The 24478-nt window shown below is 34.2% G+C and carries 16 protein-coding genes; 3 read left to right on the top strand and 13 right to left on the bottom strand.

Annotated elements, in window-relative coordinates; genetic code table 11:
- Positions 1-50: 50 nt before the first annotated feature.
- Entirely contained in the window at positions 51-1511 is a 1461-nt protein-coding gene (locus BMX64_RS11420; protein ID WP_091171952.1) for a TonB-dependent receptor, read from the top strand.
- Positions 1512-1698: 187 nt separating this feature from the next.
- Here the strand turns inward: BMX64_RS11420 and bcp are convergent, their stop codons facing one another.
- Positions 1699-2151: a thioredoxin-dependent thiol peroxidase gene (bcp, locus tag BMX64_RS11415; protein WP_091171950.1), complete on the bottom strand. Its 453-nt coding sequence runs from the start codon at positions 2149-2151 to the stop codon at positions 1699-1701.
- 89 nt (positions 2152-2240) lie between these two features.
- On the opposite strand from bcp, the gene BMX64_RS11410 reads away from it, so the two are divergent.
- Entirely contained in the window at positions 2241-2891 is a 651-nt protein-coding gene (locus BMX64_RS11410; protein ID WP_091171948.1) for an endonuclease III domain-containing protein, read from the top strand.
- Between the two features lie 110 nt (positions 2892-3001).
- Here the strand turns inward: BMX64_RS11410 and BMX64_RS15725 are convergent, their stop codons facing one another.
- The 9 genes from BMX64_RS15725 to BMX64_RS11370 all read right to left on the bottom strand — a co-directional run bounded on the left by BMX64_RS15725 (position 3002) and on the right by BMX64_RS11370 (position 18181).
- Positions 3002-3145, bottom strand: coding sequence for a hypothetical protein (locus BMX64_RS15725; RefSeq protein WP_167543057.1), 144 nt, complete (start codon positions 3143-3145; stop codon positions 3002-3004).
- A gap of 53 nt (positions 3146-3198) precedes the next feature.
- Positions 3199-3783, bottom strand: coding sequence for an RNA polymerase sigma factor (locus BMX64_RS11405; RefSeq protein ID WP_091171946.1), 585 nt, complete (start codon positions 3781-3783; stop codon positions 3199-3201).
- Between the two features lie 335 nt (positions 3784-4118).
- Positions 4119-4874 carry a glycoside hydrolase family 16 protein gene (locus tag BMX64_RS11400; RefSeq protein WP_091171944.1) on the bottom strand — a complete coding sequence of 252 codons (756 nt, stop codon included), beginning with the start codon at positions 4872-4874 and terminating at the stop codon, positions 4119-4121.
- A 6-nt stretch (positions 4875-4880) separates the two neighbouring features.
- Entirely contained in the window at positions 4881-7181 is a 2301-nt protein-coding gene (bglX, locus tag BMX64_RS11395; protein WP_091171943.1) for a beta-glucosidase BglX, read from the bottom strand.
- A 72-nt stretch (positions 7182-7253) separates the two neighbouring features.
- On the bottom strand, positions 7254-8897 hold the full coding sequence (locus BMX64_RS11390) for a family 16 glycosylhydrolase (protein ID WP_091171941.1): 1644 nt from the start codon (positions 8895-8897) through the stop codon (positions 7254-7256).
- Between the two features lie 89 nt (positions 8898-8986).
- Positions 8987-10582, bottom strand: a complete 1596-nt coding sequence (locus BMX64_RS11385; protein ID WP_091171938.1) for a PKD domain-containing protein — start codon at positions 10580-10582, stop codon at positions 8987-8989.
- Between the two features lie 19 nt (positions 10583-10601).
- Positions 10602-12083: a RagB/SusD family nutrient uptake outer membrane protein gene (locus BMX64_RS11380; RefSeq protein ID WP_091171937.1), complete on the bottom strand. Its 1482-nt coding sequence runs from the start codon at positions 12081-12083 to the stop codon at positions 10602-10604.
- An 11-nt stretch (positions 12084-12094) separates the two neighbouring features.
- A complete protein-coding gene (locus tag BMX64_RS11375; RefSeq protein ID WP_091171934.1) occupies positions 12095-15142 on the bottom strand; it encodes a SusC/RagA family TonB-linked outer membrane protein in 3048 nt (1015 codons plus the stop codon).
- A 237-nt stretch (positions 15143-15379) separates the two neighbouring features.
- On the bottom strand, positions 15380-18181 hold the full coding sequence (locus BMX64_RS11370) for a helix-turn-helix and ligand-binding sensor domain-containing protein (protein WP_317614720.1): 2802 nt from the start codon (positions 18179-18181) through the stop codon (positions 15380-15382).
- Between the two features lie 186 nt (positions 18182-18367).
- Between BMX64_RS11370 and uvrA the strand changes: the two genes are divergently transcribed.
- Positions 18368-21163 carry an excinuclease ABC subunit UvrA gene (uvrA, locus tag BMX64_RS11365; RefSeq protein WP_091171931.1) on the top strand — a complete coding sequence of 932 codons (2796 nt, stop codon included), beginning with the start codon at positions 18368-18370 and terminating at the stop codon, positions 21161-21163.
- 4 nt (positions 21164-21167) lie between these two features.
- Here the strand turns inward: uvrA and BMX64_RS11360 are convergent, their stop codons facing one another.
- From BMX64_RS11360 to BMX64_RS11350, 3 genes are all read right to left on the bottom strand, one after another.
- A complete protein-coding gene (locus BMX64_RS11360; RefSeq protein WP_091171929.1) occupies positions 21168-21467 on the bottom strand; it encodes a hypothetical protein in 300 nt (99 codons plus the stop codon).
- 195 nt (positions 21468-21662) lie between these two features.
- The gene (locus BMX64_RS11355; protein ID WP_091172197.1) at positions 21663-23123 is read right to left on the bottom strand and encodes a lipopolysaccharide biosynthesis protein; all 1461 of its coding nucleotides are present in this window, start codon (positions 23121-23123) and stop codon (positions 21663-21665) included.
- 42 nt (positions 23124-23165) lie between these two features.
- The gene (locus tag BMX64_RS11350) at positions 23166-24455 is read right to left on the bottom strand and encodes a glycosyltransferase family 4 protein (RefSeq protein ID WP_091171927.1); all 1290 of its coding nucleotides are present in this window, start codon (positions 24453-24455) and stop codon (positions 23166-23168) included.
- Between the last annotated feature and the right edge of the window lie 23 nt (positions 24456-24478).

Here is a 24478-nt window from a genome sequence, read left to right as displayed (position 1 = left end):
TAGAAACCTATTTCATTAACTTTGCAACATATTAGCCATATTAAAAGAAAATGGATACAGAAATAAAATTAAAAGGTGACAAAATCATCGAACAAATCCCTTCAATTAAAGATAAAGCGCTTCGTATCAATTTGAACGAAAATATTTATGGAACTTTTGCAGAAATTGGAGCTGGACAGGAAACTGTAAGACATTTTTTTAGATCTGGTGGATCTTCAGGTACAATTGCAAAAGCAATGTCAGCCTATGACAAAGACTTTAGTGATGCTGTATATGGCATTGAAGAGGACGGCCGTTATGTCACTGAAAGCCGACTAAAAAAAATGCTTTCCCATGAAGTAAATCTTATAGAGCAGCGATTGAGCAGAGAAAAACATCCTAACAAAATGTTTTTTAGTTATGCCAATACGGTTGCTACCATCGATTTTGCAAAGCAATTCAAAGGACACGGATGGGTGGGTATTAGTTATCAAATTGAACCGGATGAGGATTATAACGAAATTATTCTTCACATTCGATTTAAAGAAACTGACGTTCGTTTGCAACAAGAAACTCTTGGAATCCTTGGTGTAAATCTGATTTACGGTGCTTACTACAAATACAATGATCCTAAACGTCTGTTACGTTATTTATACGACCACCTAGACAAAGACCAATTAGAAATAGATACGATTAACTTCTCAGGACCTCGTTTTGCAGATGTTGACAATCGTTTGATGAGTTTGCAACTTGTCAAAAATGGAATGACTGATGCGGTTATGTTCAATCCTGATGGAAAAAACATACTCCCTGCAGCTATTTTGTACAAAAAAAATATCCTTGCTTTTAGAGGTAGTTTTCGTCCGGTTACAAAAGTGAACATGGACATGTATGAGAAATCATTAAAAATGTTCCTTGAAGAAAATAAAGTTGAAAAAGAAAATACACTTGTAATCTTCGAAATTACCTTATCCAACTTACGGTCTGATGGTGAGATTGATGAAAGAGATTTCATGGATAGAGCTGAATTACTTTGTGCATTAGGACAAACGGTAATGATCTCTAATTTTCAAGAATACTATAAAGTAGTCGAATATTTTGCTAATTATACCAAAGCCAGAATGGGATTAGCCATGGGTGTGAATAATTTAGTAGATATTTTTGATGAAAAATACTATCGTCATTTAAGCGGTGGAATTCTGGAAGCCTTCGGGAAATTATTTTATCGTGACATGAAAGTTTTCTTATATCCAATGTTAGATGAAAATGGTGAAATTATTACTTCTGAAAATTTGAAAGTACATCCAAGAATGAAAGAATTATACAAATTCTTTAAATTCAACGGTAAAGTAGTGGACATAGATGATTACGATCCGGGAATATTGGAAGTTTTCTCTCGTGAAGTACTAAACATGATTAATCATGGAAAACCAGGTTGGGAAACAATGCTACCTTCAGGTATTGCAGAAATCATAAAAGAGCACCGCCTTTTTGGATATGATCCAACTAAACTTTTGAAAGAGAGTAATTAAGGAATACCGGTCAGCTGCTAGTCCAGATAACTATGGAAATCAGTCGCTAAATTTCGATTCAAATTATAAAACAAAGTCCAGAATTGAGGTCAATTAAAACCTCAACTCTGGACTTTATTCATTTATGACAATTTGTTTTGTCCTTTTGTATTATTATTTGCAATTGCAGTAACGGATTACTGAACACTTACTTTAATATCTGAGCTGCATGCGCCTTAGTTTTTACATCTGAAATCACATCCTCGATGATTCCTTTTTCGTCTATTACAAAAGTGGTTCTGTGAATTCCGTCATATTCTTTACCCATGAATTTTTTTGGTCCCCAAACTCCAAAAGCCTGAATTACTGATTTATCTTCATCAGCAAGTAATGGAAAAGGAAATTCATACTTGTCCTTGAATTTGGCTTGGGCTTTCGCTGAATCAGCACTTACACCTAACAATGCATAATTATTAGCTTGAAAACGTTCAAAATTGTCTCTTAAATCACAAGCTTCAGCAGTACATCCCGGCGTATTTGCTTTTGGATAAAAGAAAACGACTAATTTTTTCCCTGAATAATCTGCTAATTGATGTGATTTCCCCTCTTGGTCAAGACCAGAAAAATTAGGGGCTTTATCTCCTTTTTTTAATGTTGTCATTATTTATATTTTTTATTTATTTGAATTGAAATTGAACTTTGCTATTGCCATTGAAATTGTTTTTCTTTACAAATCAAATTTAATCAATAATGAATAAACAAGAACGTGTAACGTTTGTTATAAATACGTTAAAAGAGTTATATCCAACCATTCCTGTTCCTTTAGACCATAAGGATCCTTATACGTTATTGATTGCCGTTTTACTTTCGGCACAATGTACAGATGTACGAGTGAATCAGATTACGCCGTTGCTTTTTGCAAAAGCGGATAATCCATATGATATGATCAAAATGTCCGTGGAAGAAATTAAGGAAATTATTCGACCTTGTGGCTTATCGCCAATGAAATCAAAAGGAATACATGGTTTATCTCATATTTTAATTGATAAACACGGCGGGAAAGTCCCTCAAAGTTTTGAATTTCTGGAAGAATTACCTGCAGTGGGACATAAAACGGCCAGTGTCGTGATGTCGCAAGCCTTTGGAGTTCCAGCTTTCCCTGTTGACACACACATTCATCGCTTGATGTACCGCTGGAATTTAACCAATGGAAAAAACGTAGTCCAAACGGAGAAAGATGCTAAACGCATTTTTCCTGAAGAAATCTGGAATGACTTGCATCTTCAGATTATTTGGTACGGAAGGCAATATTCTCCTGCTCGCGGGTGGGATTTAGAAAAGGATATTATTACCAAAACGATTGGCCGAAAAACGGTACTCGATGCATATTATAAAAAATAAACTGAAGACAAACAAAAAAACCACTAATTCTAGGTAGAATCAGTGGTTTTTTTATTTGTCAGTACCGAATTAAAGTAGAAAAATTAATTTCTTTAGGAATCAAATAAATTCTAATTCGATATAATTTCGAAACTTTTATTGTCTATTTTTATTATGGTTAACGCTTTTGAATAGCCTAATAAAAAAGAAACTGTTTCTTTACTTGGTTTCATCGTTTGAGAAACTAATGATTTTTTTGAGTAAGTTTTTGCCATAAAGTAATACATATTTGTTTTTCTATTACAACGCAGCAAGTTTCAAGATATTGTTAATTGGTTAAAACAATTTGGTGTTTATCAATTACTTTTCTCAAATTCATCAAAGCATAACGCATTCGTCCTAGGGCAGTATTGATACTAACTCCTGTAGATTCCGAAATTTCCTTGAAACTCATATCTTGATACATTCGCATCACCAAAACTTCTTTTTGATCTGCCGGGAGCTCTTCTATTAATTTCTTCAAATCCATTTCGACTTGCTCTGATATTATTTTATTTTCTATCGTCAAGGAATCATCGGACATTATAGAGAAAATCGAAAATTCCTCTGTTTCTCTGAACATTGGCATCTTTTTCGTTTTACGGTAATGATCAACCACCAGATTATGGGAAATACGCATTACCCACGGTAAGAATTTACCTTCTTCATTATAAGAATTTGATTTCAAGGTTTTTATCACTTTAATAAAGGTATCTTGAAAAATATCGTTGGTAATATCTCTATCGGGGATTTTAGAATAAATAAATCCATATATTTTTGACTCATGCCTCTTTATTAGTTTAGCTAAGGCATCCTCATTACCTGCGACATATTCCTTAACTAATGACGCGTCTGGGAGTTGTATATTAACCATAATAATACTTTTTAGTTTTTAATTAAAATTGGAGAGTTTTCTCTAAAAAGTAGTTTTTTATTATAGGCTAAAGTGTGTTTAGGTTTGTTAAGTTTTCAAATTTAACTAATTATTATTTTAACATGCAAGTAAAATTAATAAAAATTAACATATCAAAATTAAAATTTGTTAAAATTTTTCTTCTTTTTTCACATTTATCATACAAATAGTATGCCGTTGCACAAAAAGAGTAGTATATGTCAATAAATTCTTAAAAACCAAAATGAAGACTGACTCTTAATAGATTAGAATCAATCCTTTATTTTAGTTTCAATTTTTTATTCAAAAAAATCAAATTATTGATATACTCTGATGTAATCAACGATAAAATCCTGCGGAAGTATGGTGTCATCGACTTCGGGACCTCCAAAATTTCCACCTATTGCCATATTGATAATAAAATAAAAGGGCTGGTTGAATGGCCAAATCGATTCTGTTTTATTTTCTGGCTGAAAAGTGTATACTAAAGTTTCATCCACAAAAAATTCAATCTTGTCTTTCGTCCATTCTACAGCGTAAATATGAAAACCTTCCTCAATATCATCAAATCTTGTTTTCTTGGTATTTATCGTATTTCCGTGGCTGTCCTGCGTGTGCAAAGAAGTAAAAACCATATTTGGCTCTTTCCCAACATATTCTAAAATATCGATTTCACCACATTTTGGCCAACCGACTTCATTTATATTAGAACCTAACATCCACCAAGCCGGCCAAACTCCTTGACCAACTGGCAACTTTGCTCTTGCCTCAAAACGACCGTATTGAAACTCTTTTTTGCCTTTGGTAGTAATGCGTGTCGAAGTATATTTATCACCTTCTTTTTTACCTGTAATGACCAATTTATTTTTAGCAAGCTTGTGATTTTGTTTCGTGTACAATTGTCGTTCGTTATTTCCCCAACCGCAATTAGGACAACCATCGCCAAGTTCAAAATTCCAACTCTTTTCGTTTAACGTTTTACCGCTGAAATTCTCTTCCCAAACCAGTTTTCGTTTGTTCTGTTGTGCAAAAGAAAAATTGACCACAAGCAATAGTACTAGTATTTTTTTCATTTTATTTTAATTTGAATATTGAAAATCACCTTCCAATTTTGTTACTGAACTTCCTCCGATGAACACTTTAAAGTCTCCAGCTTCTGCTTCCCATTTTCTGTTGGCAGTGAAATACTCAATTGTTTTTTCATCGATTGTAAATACCACTTTTTTGGTTTCGTTGGGTTGCAATTCGATCATTTCAAATCCTTTCAACTCTTTTACTGGACGCGTGATACTTCCTATCAAATCTCTGATATACAATTGAACCACTTCTTTTCCGGCAACTTTTCCAGTATTTTTTAAATTTACAGAAACTTCAATTTTACCGTTTTTAGCAAATGTTTTGGATGATAATTGCAAATCCGAATATTCAAATTTAGAGTAACTTAAACCGTGACCAAAAGGATACAAAGGCGTATTTTTTTCATCGATATAATGAGACCAAAACACACTTTCAGGTTCGTTCATTACTGGTCTTCCAGTATTTTTATAATTGTAATAAATAGGAATCTGACCTACATTTCTCGGGAAAGTCATTGGCAATTTTCCGCTTGGGTTGTAATCACCGTATAAAACTTGTGCAATTGCATTACCGCTTTGCGTTCCTAAATGCCAACCTTCAACAATTGCAGGAATATTTTCATCTGCCCAAGGAATCGCTAATGGACGACCATTATTTAAAACCAAAACCACATTAGGATTGACTTTATAAATTGCTTCTAATAATTCTTGCTGAACACCCGGTAAACCAATATCGGTTCTGCTTCTTCCCTCACCTGATTGCAAACCGTGTTCTCCCAAAACCATAACTACTACGTCAGCTTGTTTTGCAGCTGAAATAGCTTCTGCAAATCCACTTTTATCCATCGTATTGATTTTAGTTTCCCAAATGAATTGCGTTCTTCCCTCGGTTACATCAGCTCCTTTTGCATACGTGAGTTGATTTCCTGAGTACTTTTGTAATCCTTCCAGAACCGAAACCGCCGAGTTATCATCAGCTGCGATTCTCCAACTTCCCAAAGGACTCGTTTTATCATTTGCCAAAGCACCAATTAAGGCGATTTTTTGCCCTGATTTTTTAAGGGGCAATAATTCCTTCTCATTTTTCAAAAGCACGATTGACTTTTTGGCCATATCCAGAACTCCTTCTTGAAATTCCGTTTTTCCAACGGTTGCCAGTTCTCGACTTTCATCACAATATTTATACGGATCTTCAAACAAACCTAATTCGAATTTCACCTTCAAAATCCGTCTTGCCGAATCATCAATATCACTTTCTTTGACTTTACCTTCTTTAACTAATGCCACTAAATGTTCCACATACGCACTGGATTCCATATCCATGTCTGAACCAGCATTAATCGCTATTTCAGCTGCCTGCTTACTGTCTTTGGCATATCCATGCGGAATCATTTCGTTGATAGAACCCCAATCCGAAACTACGAAACCATCAAATTTCCAATCTCTTTTTAAAACTTCTCTTTGTAAATAGGCATTTCCTGTTGCAGGAATTCCATTCAGTTCATTGAAAGAGTTCATAAAAGTTCGCACACCTGCATCAACTGCCGCTTTAAAAGGTGGAAAAATAGTATTTTGCAACACAGTTTCGCTTATATCAACCGTATTGTAATCTCTTCCTGATTCTGCAAAAGCATAACCTGCAAAATGTTTGGCGCAAGCTAAAATAGTATTCGTCGCTGCTAAATCTTCGCCTTGAAAACCTTGAACACGCGCAACGGCGATTTTACTTCCTAAAAATGGATCCTCACCGGCTCCTTCCATAACGCGTCCCCAGCGCGCGTCTCTTGAAATATCAACCATAGGAGCAAAAGTCCAGTTCAGTCCAACAGCAGCAGCTTCTTCAGCGGCTATTGCAGCCGATTTTTTTATTGCTTCTAAATCCCAACTTGCTGCTTCAGCCAGCGGAATTGGGCTAATAGTTTTATAACCGTGAATAACATCAAACCCAAAAAGTAACGGAATTCCCAATCGGGTTTGTTCCACCGCTATTTTTTGCAACGCTTTTACATCTTTTACCCCTTTTACATTCAGCATCGATCCGACTAAACCTTTTTTCAGGTCCTCGTATTTTTTGGCCGCTTGACCTTCTTTTGGAGTCGGACCTGTAATATCCCAAAATCCGTTATACTGATTGAGTTGCCCCACTTTTTCTTCCAAAGTCATCAGTTGGAGAACCGAATCTACTTTAGTATTTAAAACATTTTCTTTGGAATAAGAAACAGTTGATTTTAAAATTTTATTGCCACAACCTGCAATTATTAGAGCTGTTATAGCAAATGATGCTAACAGGGATTTATTTCTCATCTTTATACTTTTTGTTACAATTAAAAGGCCGGTAAAAGAACCGACCCCCTTATTCATTCCCTATTTTCTGTTTTATTGATAAATCCTTACATAATCAATCTCCATTGAAGATTGTGTAAAAGCAGGATCAATAGCTCCACCAAAAGTTCCTCCCATTGCCACATTCAAAATCATGAAAAAATCACTATTGAAAGGTACTGAACTACTGTTGGCAAACGAATGGAATAGCTTATCATCTACAAAAAACTGAATCGTCGTTGGAGTCCAAATAGTTTTATAAATATGAAATTCCGTAGCTGCATTTGCTATCGTTGTTTTAGCTGTGTTTGCATTTCCACCAAAATTACCCGGGTAATGTAAAGTCCCGTGAATTACATTCGGATCATTTCCTTTATGCTCCATGAAATCAATTTCACCACATTTTGGCCAAGCATTTGTTTTATAATCTTGTCCTAAAGACCAAATTGCAGGCCAAGTTCCACCGCCAACTGGTAGTTTTGCTTTTACCTCAATTTTACCATAGGTGAATTCATATTTATCTTCTGTTTTCAATCGTGCAGAAGTGTATCCTGTTCCTAATTTCTTCGCTGTAATTTTTAGATTCCCTCCTTGAACAATTACATTATCAGAAGCGTTTGTATACGTTTGGGCTTCACCATTACCCCAACCGCCAGCACCTAGGTCATAGCCCCATTTTGTAGGATCAGGAGCACCGTCAACATTAAACTCATCTGCAAATTTCAAAACAGTATAATCTACTGTTGGTGTAGGCGTTACAGCCGCCCCAGGAGCAGTTGTTGTAAAAGTATGATACCATGCCAAAAATGGATTTCCTGACTGAATCACTCTTACTACCATACGGTTATCTGTAATTGATAGAATTTCGTAAGAACTGGTTCCAACATAATAGCCCATAAAACCACCATCTGCAAAATTCATTGTAGTACCTCTGGTTTGTGTGGCACTATCTGGATTCTTAGTTATAAAAGAATCTGACTTGCTCAACGTTACTGTTTTAGCACCGCTGGTGTTTAAGTCATAACAGGCATCATCACCACCGCCTTTAAAAGCACCATTATAATACGTTTGTCCTTTGTTATCCAATTCAAATTTCATTTGTTGACCAACTAAAGAAAAAGTCATTACGCTATTGTATAAACACGTAGCTGATTTTTCATTTGCTTTAGCGGAGTAAAAATCCGGATAGTAATTTTTTGTTCCAAAAGTAGGATCAGACCACGCTACGTTTGGCCCAACACCCAAATGCCCTTCTTCGGATTGTGCCCAATACCATTTTCTGGTGGCGCCTCCAGTTAAGAATTGTACTGCTTGATCATCTTTGAAATCACTAAAAACAGTTATTTCAAGCGTCGTATTAGTCGCAACTCCGCCTTTACCTGAAGCTATAACAGTCACTGTGTATGTATTTATCCCGGGAGTTGCAAAAGTATTTTCAAAAATCCCGCTTGGAGAATTCTCAGAAGTTCCATCGCTGAAAACGTATTTATATGAAATGGTATTTTCTGCCGTACTGGTAAATTTCACTTTCCCGGAACCATCTCCGTTTGGAAAAGCAGTTGATTTACCTATTAACTCTGCTGTAACCTGAAGATTTGTTGGTGCATCTAATGCTCCAAAAGCTAAATTATCTTCCTGACAATTGACCATCAAAAGAAGGACAAAAACAGATACTATGTTTATTATTATTTTTTTCATTTTTACTATTTTTTAAAAAATCTAGTTGTGATACTCGTTTTATACAAACTCATTTTAAATTCATAATGAATTGATTTTATCTATTTTTATTAATTATGAAAATAAACATTATCAATATAAACGGTGTTAGTTCCAGAAGGTATACCCACATAAATGAGCTGTCCAATATGTGCTCGCGTGGTCAATCCTGTAAAAGAACTCAACGGAATATCTAAACTTACCCAAGAACCTTTTGCTGGTGACGGAATAGTTATTTCATGTTCTACGTCATCTCCTCCTCCAAAAACTCCATTGGCTCCAAGATCGACTAATTTTACTTTAAAGTCTGTAAAGTCTGATGACCAAACGTCCGTATGGAAATGTGTCATTGCAGTAGCATTTATAGGTGTTGTAGTTGTTTCTATTCCGACAAAATCTAAGGCACTATATTTTTTGGTCGCATTTCCATTGATGTTCAAATCCGTCAGCGTGGCACTTGACCATGAAGTTCTCCATGTATCAACAGCTACATTTGTATAGGCTTCACTAAACATAGAAATCACATTTGCTGCTGCTACATTTGGCGTTGGTGCTGCTGTTATAGAGCCATTTAGATTGTAAAAAAATACGTTGTCAACAAAAACCGTCGTATTTCCTGAAGGTCCTCCAACAAAAATTAATTGCGCAATATGAGAACGAGTTGTCAATCCAGTAAAATCACTTAACGGAATATCTAAACTTACCCATTTTTCCTTTTCAGGATTTAAGATTGTGATTTCATGTTCTTTGTCATCACCGCCACCAAAAGCACCATCAGCGCCAAAATCGACTAATTTAACTTTAAACTCTGTTAAGTCTGAAGACCAAATATCTGCATGAAAGAAAGTCATTGCAGATGCATTTATCGGAGTTGTTGTAGCTTCGATACCTACAAAATTCAAGGCACTGTATTTTTTAGTTTTATTGCCACTAATCTCAATATCTTCCAAATTTGCTTGTGACCAAGAAGTCCTCCAAGTATCAACAGTAACATTAGTATAACTATCGCTAAACATAGAAATGACATTTGCTGCCGGGATTGTAGGAACTGGAGCAGCAAATAAATTAGTTACAGTTACACTTTGCGTTTTTTGTGTCGTAGCAATTCCACCGCTTAGTGCAACCACTTTTACTTGATACGTTCCTGGATTTAAATAGGTGTGCGTAATCACTTCATCTTCCATGAAATCTACTGGAACTTCATTCGCTACATCTCCAAAATACACCTGGAAGAAAGTTTCTAATTCTGCTTTGGCGGTTACATTAATCGAAAGATTGCTTCCAATAGTTATTACAGGCTCAAAACTTGTTGGTGCTAAAAAGGAAACCGTTACTTCTTGAATAGTTTCTGTTTTTTTACCGTTGATGGTTGTTGCTACAATTTTTACCTGAAATTTACCTTCCGCATATTTATGGGTAACTGTTCCGCCCGGATTTACGAAAACAGGCGCTGTAGTTGCGTCACCAAAATAAATTTCATATTGAGTAACTCCTTCGCCACGAGGTAAAAAAGTAACATTCCCAGAATTATCTTGTGTAATCGTAGTCAAAGCAGAAACATTTGAAGGAGCGTTTATGCCATCCAGATCAATATCATTATTTTCGTCAGAACATCCTAAAAATAGGATTAGAGCAAAAAGACTTAGTATTAATTTTAACTTTTTCATATTTAAATAATATTAATTTTTAATATCCAGGATTTTGTTGCCAATTTCCATTTGCGAATTGAATTTCCTCGATAGGTATTGGAAACAACTCATTTTTACCAGCAATAAATCCATCTATTTCCTGAGCAGCTTTACCAGTTCGTACTAAATCAAAGAAACGATGTCCTTCGCCTACTAATTCCACTCTTCTTTCTGCTAAAATAAAATCGGTCAAAGCGGCACCAGAAGATGAAATATCATGATTCAAATCTCCAAAAGCGCGTCTTCGAACTTGATTCAAATATCCTCTTGCTTTAGCGTCATCCAGTCCACTTCTATTGTATGCTTCAGCTGCCATCAAAAGCACGTCAGCATAACGAATGGCTCTGTAATTATTTGGATTCGTTAATTTTAAATCCAGTGCGGCATTGGCATTTCTTATTCTAGGAATGTATTTTCTGTTGAAATAACCGGTATCTTCATTTTGTTTTGTATAACTCGTTCCTGGGTTTACAGCTATCCATGCGGCCATGTCTAAAATAGCAACGGCTTCTCTATTGTCACCAGCTTCAAATGCGTCAACTATTTTTTGTGTAGGAAGATTGAAATTATTACCCGAAGTAAAGAAAGGACCTACATAGGAATTTGGTCCATTAAAACCTACAGCAACATTACCTTCTAAAAATTGTAAGTTTGCATAATCTCCGCCCTCAACATCTGTATATTGAATTTCAAAAACAGATTCTGGTCCGTTTTCTCCCGCCATTTCAAAAATTGTATCATAATTCGTAACTAAAGAATAAGGAGAATTTGAAATTAAACGTTCAAAAGTTGTAGCCGCCAAAGTAAATTTGTCTTGGTACAAATACGCTTTTCCTAAAAGAGCTAAAGCAGCTCCTTTTGTAGCTCTACCCGTTTGTGATGGTGTAGCTGATAAATTTTCGGAAGCAAAAATTAAATCCGCCTCGATAGAAGCATAGACTTCTTCGACTGAGGAACGCGGCACTTTTTTTTCATCACCAGGACTGAATCTTTTATCTCCATTCATAGGAATTCCTCCAAACCATTTCACCAATTCAAAATGATAATAGGCTCTCAAAAAATGAGCTTCAGCAATAACTTGGTTTTTACCGACAAAATCTGTTTTGTCTTTAAACTCAAGGATGTAATTTGCTCTTTGAACACCAGCAAACATCCAATCCCATAACTGTTTTAGATTCGCATTCACAGGAGTGTGAATCATATCATCCACTTGTTGGTATCCCGGAACGTCTGTTGGACTGTTTCCGCCACATAATGTATTATCTGAGGCAATTTCCCCCATCAAAACATTGATAAAAGTAGACTGTAATAAATCATAAGCTCCTATTAATGCATTATCATATTCTAATTTTGAATTAAAATAATTTTCGGAGTCAATTGAATATTCTATGGGACGATCAACAAAATCATCACTACAAGAAACCGTTAGGGTAGAAACCAATGTTAGGGTTGCTATCGATATATAAATATACTTTTTCATTTTAATACAAATTAAAAATTAATGTTTAAGCCTATCATGTAGGTTCTTGGAATTGGGTAAAAACCATCATCGATTCCTCCGCCAATTGGCTGTCCATTAGATGCCCCGGGATCGAAGCCTCTATATTTTGTGAAAGTGTACAGATTATTTACTCCTGTGTACAATCTGAATTTTGATATCCCGATTTTTTCAGCAATATTCGAATTAAGTGTATACCCTAATTGAATGTTTTGAATTCTTATGTAGGAAGCATCTTCAACAAAATAATCAGAAAAAACTTTATTAGAAGTCGCAGCAGTTGTTACTCTTGGAACTGAATTACTTGTTCCTTCGCCTGTCCATCTGTCTAAAACGTAATCTAAATGATTCACATCATCATAAATACTTTCGTAATTACGGACCATATCATTTCCTACTGATGCAAAAGTGTACATAGAAAAATCAAGTGCTTTATAATTAAATTGTACATTAAAGCCCATTGTTGCTGCTGGAATTGGATCTCCAATGTTAGTTTTATCATTAATATTTATAACACCATCGCCATTTGCATCTACAAAACGAATGTCTCCAGGAGCTGCTTCGGCACCCAAAGCTATTTGAGAAGGATGTGCTTCAACTTCAGCTTGGTTTTGAAAAACTCCATCCGTTTTATACCCGTAGAAATATCCTATCGGTAAGCCTACTTCCATTCTTGCTGGTGGAAGTTGAGAAATCCCAAATGAACCTCCAGGTATGAACGGTACGCCATTTGTGCTTAAAGTTTCATTTTTAAGAAGAGTCACATTATACCCCACGCTTACAGAAAAGTTTTCCGACAGCTTATTTTTATAATCTATTGAAAATTCAAATCCTGAGTTTCTAACTGTTCCTCCATTTACTGTTGGTGAGCTTGCACCCGGAGCTCCAGTTCCATTTATGCCTGAAGTAGGAATGTTTACTATTAATAAATCAGCTCTTGTATCAATGAAATAATCAGCAACAATATTTACATTATTATTGAATAATTTCAAATCTAAACCAACATCGAATTTTTTAGCTTCTTCCCATTTCAAATCCGGATTAGGAATCTGTCCTGTCGCCACTCCATTTACTAAAGCGCCGTCAAAAACATAAGTTGCTTCTCCACTCAATTGTGAAATGTAACCATTGTTACCAATTCTGTCGTTTCCTAAAGTACCGTAACTTGCTCTTAGTTTCATGAAATTAACCAGTTTTGATTCTCCATAAAATCCTTCATCAGAAATTACCCAGCCTGCTGTAAAAGAAGGGAAATAACCCACTTTATTTCCAGGTCCAAATTTTGTTGATGAATCTCGTCTTAACATTGCTGACAAAAGGTATTTTCCTCTAAAATCATACTGTACTCTACCAAAATAAGAAAGTTTTCTCTCGTCAAAAACATAAGAACTCACCGGAATTATTCCTGCTGCCGGAGCCCCTTTTGTTAATGAAATATCTGCAAATTCCCATGAATTGTTTGGCACATCATAACCTGTGGCAAATAATCCGTTACCGTATTCTTTAAAAATAGTATTTCCAATTGTGGCAACCAGATTATGATCCTCACCAAATTTCTTGGTATAGGTTCCATAAATATCAAAAGAGTAATCATTGTTATTCACAGTACTTTGAGTAACCGAACTTCTTGTTACGTCAAAAACTTTTCCGCCATAATCCAAAATTTTTGCAAAACTTTTAGATTCGCTGTTAGACGTATTAAAACCAATTGTACTGGTAACCACAAAATCTTTAAACAGTTTATAATCTAATCCGAAATTTCCATTAAGTTTTTTGAAATTATAATCATTATAACTGTTTGCAATTTGCGCTAACGGGTTAATCATTTCATTTCCTAATCCTGATAATGGAAAAAGTGTGTAATCACCATTAGCATCATACGGACTAAGAGTCCTTGGAGCATTGACAGCATTCATTACTACAGATGCGTTACCTCCTTCAGGTAATGTTTTTCTGTTGAAATACGTATAAATAACATTTGTTTTTAGTTTTAATCTGTCTGAAATATCAGCACCTAAAGAGATTCTGGCTGTATTTCTTAAAAACCCGGATTTTGCTTCACCCACAATTCCTTCTTGGTCTAAGTGAGACCCACTAACTGCATAAGTAACGTTTTCTGAACCTCCTGTAAAAGATAAATCATGACTAATTATTGGTACACTTTTACTAAAAATTTCATTCTGCCAGTTTGTTCCTTTGCCCAAACCTGATGCAACTGGAAAAGGAAGTGGTTTACCTCCGTTAGCATAACTTTCATTTAGTAATAAAGCATATTCAGTCGCATCTAATGTTGAAAGCTTTCTGGACGTTTCTTGAAAACCGGTATAGGAGTTGAACGAAATTTTTGCTTTTGCATTCTTTTTTCCCATTTTTGTGGTAATCAATATAACACCATTGGCACCGGTAGAGCCGTAAATTGCTGCCTGAGCATCTTTCAAAACGGTAATAGACTCTACATCATTCGGATTTAATAAACCTAATTCCCCAATATATCCATCAATAATGGTCAATGGTCTGTTATCACCATTAGTTGCAATTCCACGAATACGAATATCTAATGCTGCACCTGGAGCACCTGAGGTAGTAGTCACATTCACTCCGGAAACAGTTCCCTGTAACGCTTGTTCAATTTTAACTGGTTTCAAAGCCTCTAAAGTTTTACTGTCTACAACAGAAACGGCTCCTGTTACTTCTCGCTTTTTCTGACTTCCATACCCAATTACTACAACTTCATCTAACACTTTAGAATCTTCTTGTAATGAAATAGAAAGAGCACTGGTATTGGATACTACTTTATATTCTAAATTTTTAAATCCTAAATAAGTAAATACTAGAGTTGCGCCGGAGGAAACCCCTTTTATAGAAAAACGACCATCCATATCCGTCGCTGTTCCTATTGTTCCGTTTTTAACTTGAACATTTACTCCAGGTATAGGTAAACCAGAACCTGCTTCTTTAACAAGTCCTCCAACATCATATCCTTGGGCATAACCAAAAGAGGATAGAAATAGAAAAAGGATTAGTAGATAGTTTGACTTCATAATTTATGTTTTTTGTGAATTATAAAATTATAACGGATGAACTAATAATAAATTAAAAAGAACCTCAACAAAAAACATACAATGCAAAAAAAAGTGTATTTAATTTTTGATAGTTCAAAAAATACAGGAAATTAAGAATAAATTAAGAAAATAATTTCTTTTTAGAAACAAAAAAACCACAACAATAACGTTAATGTTGTGGTAATGTATAGTTTTATTTATAGAAATTCGAGAAAACTATACAGCTAAAATGTACTCTACAAGTCCTTGTTCATGCGATAATTCCATTTTTTTACGCAAACGATATCTTTTTATTTCCACACTTCGTACAGAAATATTTAATAAAGGGGCAACTTCTTTGGACGAAAGATTCAATCGCAAATAAGCACACAATCGCAAATCGTTTGGAGTTAAGGAAGGATGAGCCAGTTTCATTTTTTTTAAAAAATCTTTATCCGCATTGTCAAAAGCTTCCTTAAAAACACTCCAACTGTCCCCTTCAGTAATATTTTTATTAATTGTAGAGATAACTGATTTTATGCTTCTGTTGCCATCATCCGGCGTTTTCTTTAGGTCTTCTTTGATAAAAGCTAACAATTCATTTTTACTGTTCAAACTCATCGTAGAGACTACTAATTCTCTATTTTTAGTATCTACATCTTGTGAAAGTTGTTCATTTCTAATGCGCATCAATTCCTGCTCATTTTCAAGCTCTTTAATCTCTAATAAAAGATTATTTTCTTCTATCAATTTCTCTTTTTGTTTCTGATAATAATTTTTATAAGTCTTATGAATAAATCGAGCCATTACGAGCATAAAAATTAAATATACAAGGAGAGCAATATTAGTTAAATACCAAGGTTTTTGTACGGTAAAAGAATATACCGCTATGTCTTCCAAAGTAGAGTTTGCAAACTTAGCTCTGACCTTAAAAGTATAATCGCCCGGAGGCAAATTCTTGAAACTCACCGATGGTTTTGCGCTCCATTCGCTCCAATCGTCTTGAAATCCTTCTAATAAATATTGAAATTCCGCATTAATGTATTTATTAAATTCAGGAACTGTATAATTAATGGTTATATTATTTTCATCATATTTAAAACGGCCTTCTTCTTGGATGGAACGGTTTTCGGAACTTCCATTCAGCTTATTGGTTGTGATTGTGGCTATAGAAACATTGTGGTTTTTAAAACTCAATTCATTAAGATTCAAAATATAATACCCATCAGTCGTTCCTATCAAATAATTGGAATTGGAAATTTGAGTAATATTTTCGTAGCCTAACATCGAATTGGTCAATGAAGCTGGAATAGGAATCACATTTTGTTTCAGTTGACTACTCAATTTACTCAAAGAAAAATAATGAATATAGTTTTTTGAAAACAACCATATTTTGTTAGAATTATCCACAATCAATTTCCCCGAAGTATATTCCTCTTTTTCAAAAATAGAACTTAATACAGTATCCTTACTAAACTGTTTTGTTTTCTCATTCAGTTTAAAAATACCTTCTTTATTCGCATAATATATGGTATTATTGAACTTTGTCAAACTGGCATTTCTTCCTTTTGTAGGTGTTTTATAAGTTATAAAAGGCTTCGTTTTTAGTAATTTACTATCCAACTGCAACCTAAAAACGCCTTTATATTCATGGCTTACATAGACTTCCAACGCATTTGTGATTTCAAAATATTTTGAGGAATAATCAAACCCAGCTATTTTGTTTCTAAAGCCCCATTGGTTATTCGTTTTTGCCAAAACCGAAATTCCATAGTAATTTCCTTGAAGCAAAAATCCTTTTTGATTGGGTACAGTTTCAAATTTCCAAGTTCCTGATGCTGAAAATATATTCTTTGCAACAGCATTTTCAATAACAAATGTTCCCGAATCGTGACCGCAAAAAAGCGTACCTTCATACTCAAATAAAGACCAAACCTGCCCTTTGGTTCCATTTACAAATTTAAATTCATCATTACTCTGATAACTTTTATAAAACAAACCTTGATTGGTTCCCACATACAAATTACCATTGTAAAGTTCTGAAGTATAAACCGTTCCTAAAATTCCAGTATCATCAACAAAATTTTGTATTGGAGATTGCAGATTAATGCAATTGATTCCGTTATCCAATCCTACCCAAAGATTTTTATCCGCATCTTCATACAAAGACAGCGCTGTATTGTTACTCAATCCCTTATTTTGAGTGATGTGATATTTAATTTTTCCGATATTATCTAAGATAAAAATCCCATTAGAAACGGTTCCCAAAGCAAAACTTCCATCCGAAAGTAATTGACTGCTATACACACTACTGGCTGCTAATTCCGAATCAGCCTCAGTAGAAAACTTTGTCAAAGCAGTTCCTATCAGTTTATAAAATCCATTTAATTGTGTCTGGATCAAAAGTCCTTCATCAATAGCGAAAACATTGACAATTTTATTGCTTTGTAAAATTGGATTATTGGAAACTAATCGTCCTTTTCCACTTTCTATTTCAAAAAGTCCTTCATTTAGGGTTTGAAAGTAGATTGCATTTTTGGTACGGAATGATTTGGTAATATTGTTTTTTGGAGCAATAATTTTGAAACCTCCCGTTTTAGTATCATAAATGTAAATTCTATTCAAGGATTGGAAAATTACCCATTGATCATAATTCAATATATTCCAAAATTGCTCATCATCAAGAATTTTAGTTTTTATTGTTTTGCTCAGTGAAGTATATTTTAGTTTTCCATTTGCCTGTCGCGTCCAAAAACCAAATTCCATATAACAACCCGTGTAAATCTTATTCCCTATCACTTTAACAGAACGAACAATCGTTTCATTGGGAGATGGATATAATCCCCAGTTTGAACCATTAAACTCTAATAATCCTTCATTATTGGCAAAAAAAACATAATGATTTTCATCCTGCGAAATCATCCAGTTTTGGTTTCCCGCACCATAAGTGGTGGAGGCGTATTTTACAATTGGCGGCAATTCTTGAGAAAAAGCACAAAAGGACATTAAAAAAAGAAAAAGGTATAGTTTTGTTTTCAATGGTATGGTGAAGTTAATTTTTTCAAAAATAATCTTAAAAATACTATTTTTTTAGGTGATAGAAAACATAAAAACTATACAAGAATGAAAATCACTTTTCAACCACACTTTTAATGATTATTTGTGACTTGTTGAATCCTTTTAGTCAGTTGAAAATTGATTACTTTTGTAAAAATTATCATTTTTATGCAAGTTGACCTTTCGAAATTAGATCCAAAGAAAAATATCATCATAAAAGGCGCGCAAGTACATAACCTGAAAAATGTAGATGTAGCGATTCCCCGAAATAAATTAGTGGTTATCACAGGACTTTCGGGTTCCGGAAAATCAAGTTTGGCTTTTGATACTTTATATGCCGAAGGACAACGCCGTTATGTAGAGAGTTTATCTTCGTATGCAAGACAATTTCTTGGAAGACTGGATAAACCAAAAGTCGAATATATCAAAGGAATTGCTCCTGCGATTGCTATCGAACAAAAGGTAAATACTACAAACGCTCGTTCTACAGTAGGAACTTCAACAGAAATATACGATTATGTAAAATTGCTTTTTGCCAGAATTGGAAGAACTTACTCTCCTATTTCCGGTCGTGAAGTCAAAAAAAACACCGTTACAGATGTCGTTTCCGATGTAAAAACTTTTGAATTGGACAGCAAATGGTTGCTTCTTGCTCCTATCCATCTGGAAGAAGGACGAAAACTGGAAGACAAACTAAAAGTCCTTTTGCAACAAGGATTTGCCCGAATATTAGTGAATAATGAAATGGTCCGTTTAGACGATTTACCGGATTCATTAGATAAAAAAGAAATCTTTTTAATCGTCGATAGAATTGTGGTCAATCACGAAACTTCGGGAGAAGAAGAATTCTATAATCGATTGGCTGATGCGGTGCAAACTGCTTTCTTTGAAGGAAAAGGAATTTGCTATTTACAGGAATTAAACTCCGATAAAAAGTATTCGTATTCTAATAATTTTGAATTAGATGGCATTACATTTCTGGAACCAAACGTTCATTTGTTTAGTTTCAACAATCCGTACGGCGCATGTCCCGTTTGCGAAGGTTATGGCAATATTATAGGAATTGATGCCGAATTAGTGGTGCCAAATACCACTTTATCCGTTTTTGAAAATGCAATTTTTCCTTGGAGAGGCGAAAGCATGAGTTGGTTTCGAGATGAATTAGTAAATAACGCTTACAAATTTGATTTCCCAATTCACAAACCGTATTACCAATTATCTGAGGATCAAAAAGAATTGATTTGGAATGGAAATACCTATTTTCAAGGGTTGAATGATTTTTTCAAAGAACTGGAAGAAAAGAATTATAAAATCCAAAACAGAGTCATGCTTTCGCGTTACAGAGGCAAAACCAAATGTCATTCCTGCAAAGGAAAACGTCTGAGAATTGAAGCTTCCTACGTAAAAATAAATGAAAAAACAGTTTCTGATTTAGTTGATTTGCCTATCAAACATTTGGTTACCTTTTTCAAAAACATTGATTTAGATGTATATGAAAAACAAATTGCCAAACGATTATTAGTGGAAATCAACAACCGTTTGTCCTTTTTAACCGAAGTAGGACTCGATTATCTGACATTAAACAGGAATTCAGCAACACTTTCCGGTGGAGAATCGCAACGCATCAACTTAGCAACTTCACTTGGAAGCAGTTTAGTTGGTTCTATGTATATTTTGGATGAGCCAAGTATTGGTTTACACCCAAAAGATACAGAACGCCTAATAAAAGTATTGCTTTCCTTACGTGATTTAGGAAACACGGTTATCGTGGTAGAACACGATGAAGATATTATGAAAGCCGCTGATATGATTATAGATATTGGTCCGGAAGCAGGAACTTTAGGAGGACATTTAGTCGCTCAAGGAACTTACGACGAAATATTAAAATCAACTTCACTTACCGCAAAATATTTGAATGGAGATTTAGAAATTACCGTGCCTAAAAAACGAAGATTATTTAAAAATTTTATAGAAATAAAAGGAGCTCGAGAAAACAATCTTCAAAATATTGATGTTACTTTTCCATTGGATGTATTAACGGTAATTACCGGAGTTTCTGGAAGTGGGAAAAGTACGCTTGTAAAGAAAATCCTTTTTCCTGCGATGCAAAAAAAGCTAGAAAATGTTGGAGAAAAAGCAGGACAATTTACTGAAATGACCGGTTCTTTTTCACAAATTAAACATATTGAATACGTAGACCAAAACCCAATAGGAAGAAGTTCTCGTTCTAATCCTGTGACCTACATTAAGGCGTATGATGACATTCGGGAATTGTATGCCAAGGAAAAATTATCAAAAATAAGAGGGTATCAGGCCAAACATTTTTCTTTTAATGTTGATGGTGGAAGATGTGAAACCTGTAAAGGAGAAGGTTCCATAAATGTAGAAATGGTTTTCATGGCTGATGTACAATTGCCTTGTGAAACCTGTAATGGAAAACGATTCAAGAAAGAAGTACTGGAAGTAGCTTTTGAAGATAAAAATATACATGATATTCTTACGATGACTATTGATGATGCTATTGCCTTTTTTATAGATAATAAACAGACTAAAATCACTCAGAAATTACAGCCTTTGCAAGATGTGGGATTGGGTTATGTACAATTGGGACAATCGTCTTCTACACTTTCCGGTGGAGAAGCACAGCGTATAAAACTAGCTTCATTCCTAGTGAAAGGAGCTACAAAAGACAAAGCTTTATTTGTTTTTGACGAACCTACAACCGGATTGCATTTTCATGACATCAAGAAATTATTAGCTTCCTTTGATGCATTGATAGACAAAGGACATTCGATAATTGTTATCGAACACAACCTTGATCTCATCAAATGTGCGGATTGGATTATTGATTTAGGGCCTGAAGGTGGAGAAAATGGGGGGAAATTATTAGCGGTTGGAACTCCGGAACAAATTGTAAAAATAAAGGGATCTGTTACTGGAAAATATTTGAAAGATAAATTATAAAAGATTACCCCATATAACAATTTTCTTCAAAAGCATTTCCGTCTTCATCAATTGCTATTAGTATTTTTTTAGCTTTGGACGAAACCTGTGTAATGTAAATCCAAGCTACGGACCAAAGCCCAAAAGTAACACAAAAGATACAAAAATTGAAAACATGGTCGACCTTTTGTCTTTTTTTCAATAAAACAGCATAAGGCAACTTATCGTTTCGTTCTAAAACTACAAATCCATTACTGGTTTTATCATCTAGAATAGATGAAAATTTAATCATATTCTCATCACTTGTGCAGGTTTTGCTTTTCATAATCATTGGGGTAAATTATCTTAGCTTTTTTTCCGATAATTGAATTTAAATAATAATTGCAAAAATAGCAGCATTTTGAAAATCTTACAATACCCACTTTTAGTGATATTTACTTTTTAATATTAGAAACTGAAAAGCAACAGAAAATGTAAAGAAAACCGATTTAAAATATTTGTTGAAAAACTAATCCAAAAGTTATTTCAATTTTTTCAAAACAACATCAATAGCTTGATTGATTTCGACAGAAATAACAAATTTGTAATTGATATAGACATACAAAAGGGTAACCAAAATTGATTTTAATCCAATGCTAATTATTGGGCTAAAAGGAAACTCCCAAAAATAAAATACCAAAAATATTCCAAAAGTAATTCCAAGAGAATACAATGTCTGATTTGTAAATGGATACAAATGCATTCGTTTGACAACAAAAAGTAATTTAGCCAAACTGTATAAAGTTATAGATAATAAAGTAGCTACTGCAGTTCCTGTTATGGCATACCTTGGAATAAAAAACATGTTTAATCCTACTGTCAAAAAAACAAGCAATAATCCTAAAAACAAAACCATTCGATAATATTTTGAATTGAAAATTATAGCATTATTATTTCCTAAAATCAAATCAAAATATTTAGATATACCAATCAAAAATACCACAAGAATTCCTCCACTATATTCTTTTGGAACCATTACATATAACTGATTGATATTAACAAAAATACACAACATCACAAAACCTCCAACAACTTGCAGATTTATAGAAGTCTTTTTGTACAAATCATTCAATTCATCGTGTTTATTCTCATGCATCAATTTAGCCGTTATGGGATAGGTAATCTGATGCATTGCACGACTGGGAACAGCAATAACAGAAGCGATATAAGTCGCAACTGAATAATAGGCAATATTCTCGATTTTAATATATTGATTCAGCATAATCTTATCAATATCCAGCAACATAACCGCTACACTACCTGATAAAATAATGAAAAAAGTATATACTAAAACATCTTTCACATTTTGAGGAATGGAGAACTGAAAAACAGGTTTTTTTATTCGGAAAGCATAAAACATCGTGATAATAAAAGCCAGAAAATAAATAATAGCTGTAACATAAATAAATTCTACAACAGTAATCCATTTGTAATAAACTCCTATTAAGGCAAATAAAGAAAATAATCGAAGTCCAACCTCTTTAACAAAATTCCCAAAAACGGAATGCATGTGAACCCTTGCCCAAGCATAAAAAATTTCGAAATAAGCCATACTCAGCCCTATAAATGGAATAAGCCATAAATAATCCTTAACCACAGGGTTTTCTTTACTCAAGTATAATGAAATGGGTTCAAAAAAGAATAAACCAATCAATACTAAAGGAATACACAATAATAAAGGGATTAGCACTGTAAATGATAGAAACTGAGAGCGTTCTTCTTCCGTTTTATACTGCGTATAAAATTTCACCAAAGTATTTTGCATCCCAAACGCCAATAGAGGCATAATAATATTTGCCCAAGAAAGTATATAGTTTGTTAAAGCATAAAATACCGTTCCTAAAAAAAAGGGATACAAATAAAGTGTGTTTATGGCGCCAATTCCAAAACCCAAATAGGTAATTATCGTATTCTTTAAAGATTGATTTAATACTATTCCCATTATTTTATCATTGCGAGGCATTAAGAAACCTCACTTTTTAGTTTAAATTTTGTTAAGCAATTCAACCAATTCTTTGGTTAGGTTTCTTCTGGAATAGTTTTGCAAACCAACTCCATTAGATTGTAATTTACCTTCCAAAAACTGATTATAAAAGTCCAAAATTACACTTTTAAGTTTCATTTTCTCCGAATAATCAAAAAATACCCCTGTATTGGTATTCGTAATAATTTCTGCAAAGTCAGAATCCTTTGGTCCAATGGCGATAATTGGTCGGTTTGAAACCATATATTCAAATAATTTTCCGGGGATAATGCTTTTGGTATCTTCAGAATTGATTTCGATAAGCAACAAAACCTGCGATTTTCTCTGGTGTGCAATCGCTTCTGAATGCGAAACATAACCCAAATTACTCAAATAGGAATTAAGTCCAAATTGAGTAATCGTTTCCAAAACTTCCTGACTGACTGCTCCGATAAGTTTTATTTCTAAATGTGATTTGAAATCTGGAATCTCATGTAGCAATTCAACCAAACTTTCCCATAAAATCAAAGGATTTCTCTCAGAAAGAAAAGAACCAATATGTGCTAAGCTAAATTTAGTGTCTAAAGTTTGTTTTTCGACTTGCTCCGTATCATAACCATTCGTTATTACCGCAATTGGTTTACTAGTAATCGCTTGAAATTCCGTTTTAGTGGTTTTACTCGTGACTATAATTGTATCGGCTGAATTCAAAACCTGGTATTCTAGTGCTTTGTGTTTTTTAGCAGCAAAACGAGACAATCGCAAGGATTTATGATAACCAATAGTGGTCCACGGATCACGGAAATCAGCAAACCATTTCAAATCTAATTTTTGTTTTAATTCTAATCCAATAAGATGCAGACTGTGTGGTGGTCCGGAAGTAACAATGGTATCAATATTATTTTCAACAATGTATTTCTCCAGATAAGCAACCGATGGTTTTACCCAAAAAACGCGTGCATCCGGAATAAAAAGATTCCCGCGAATCCAAAGAAAGGTTTTGTCCAGAAAAGATTGCTTTTTCTGATTTGGAATTATTCCTGAACTGATTTTTTTAGTTTTGTTTTTCGAAAGAAAAGAAGCCAATTGATACGGTTCAAAAATCTTCTGTTTCAGAATAATCGCTTTATCCGAAACTTCTTTAACCAAATTTTCATCAATAATAGGATACGTCGGATTCTCCGGAATATAAACAACAGGCTGAATGCCAAAATCCGGTAAATATTTAACAAACTTCAGCCAACGCTGCACGCCTGGTCCTCCAGCCGGTGGCCAATAATAGGTAATTATTAAAATTTTCTTCGGTTTCAAGTTTAAGGATTTGTTTTAATACG

It is taken from the genome of Flavobacterium sinopsychrotolerans (genome assembly GCF_900110375.1).
GTDB lineage: Bacteria > Bacteroidota > Bacteroidia > Flavobacteriales > Flavobacteriaceae > Flavobacterium > Flavobacterium sinopsychrotolerans.
The sequence above is the reverse complement of the archived record's forward strand: the minus strand, read 5'-3'. Positions and strand labels throughout refer to the sequence as shown.